Source organism: Bacteroides sp. RTP31139st1_H2_RTP31139_211217 (genome assembly GCF_040227615.1).
In the GTDB taxonomy this organism is placed as follows: Bacteria; Bacteroidota; Bacteroidia; order Bacteroidales; family Bacteroidaceae; genus Bacteroides; species Bacteroides uniformis.
This window is the reverse complement of sequence record NZ_JBCNZM010000179.1, coordinates 8527-9218: the sequence shown is the minus strand read 5'-3', so window position 1 is coordinate 9218 and position 692 is coordinate 8527. Positions and strand designations below refer to the sequence as shown.

The following is a 692-nucleotide window of genomic DNA, read 5'->3' as shown; positions in this document are numbered from 1 at the left end:
ACAGTGGGAGAGTAGGTAGTCGCCGTTTTCAGAAGAAGCCTCCGTGTCTGATAAGGATACGGAGGCTTTGTTCGTTTATATACCTCCGGAACTGCTCCCCTTAATCCCTGTCATGCGTTGTTGCATACGTATTTTTCTGCTTCTTTTGTCATTCTTTTGTTATCATTACAGAACAAAGTTGGTGTAAAATGAGTTTTTTTTGGAAGAGCAAGAACTTTTCTTCCTTTCTTTCTATTCAATATCAAATGGATTTTTGTAAATTTGGCGTGAATCTAATAGGAAAGGAAAAAATCACGCAATTAATATTGTAATATAAATCATATAATAACTCCTGCAAATATGGAAAACAAGATTCAAGAGCTGACCGATAAGATCTACCGCGAAGGCGTAGAGAAAGGAAACGAAGAGGCACAGAAACTTATCGCAAAAGCTCAGGAAGAAGCCAAGAGAATTATAGAGGATGCTCACAAGGAAGCGGATTCTATCGTGGCTACCGCTCATAAGTCTGCCGATGAACTGGCAGAGAATACAAAATCTGAATTAAAGTTGTTTGCCGGTCAGGCTGTGAATGCTCTGAAGTCCGAAATCGCTACGTTGGTGACGGACAACATTGTGAATGCCGATGTAAAGGCATTTGCTGCAAACAAGGATTATCTTAATGCCTTCATCGTTGCATTGGCGTCCAAATGGCG

1 pseudogene is annotated in these 692 nt (G+C 40.5%); it reads left to right on the top strand.

Features of this window, described 5'->3' with window-relative positions:
* Nucleotides 1–339: 339 nt before the first annotated feature.
* Nucleotides 340–692, top strand: a pseudogene (locus ABUA47_RS20705) (hypothetical protein); the annotation flags it as partial.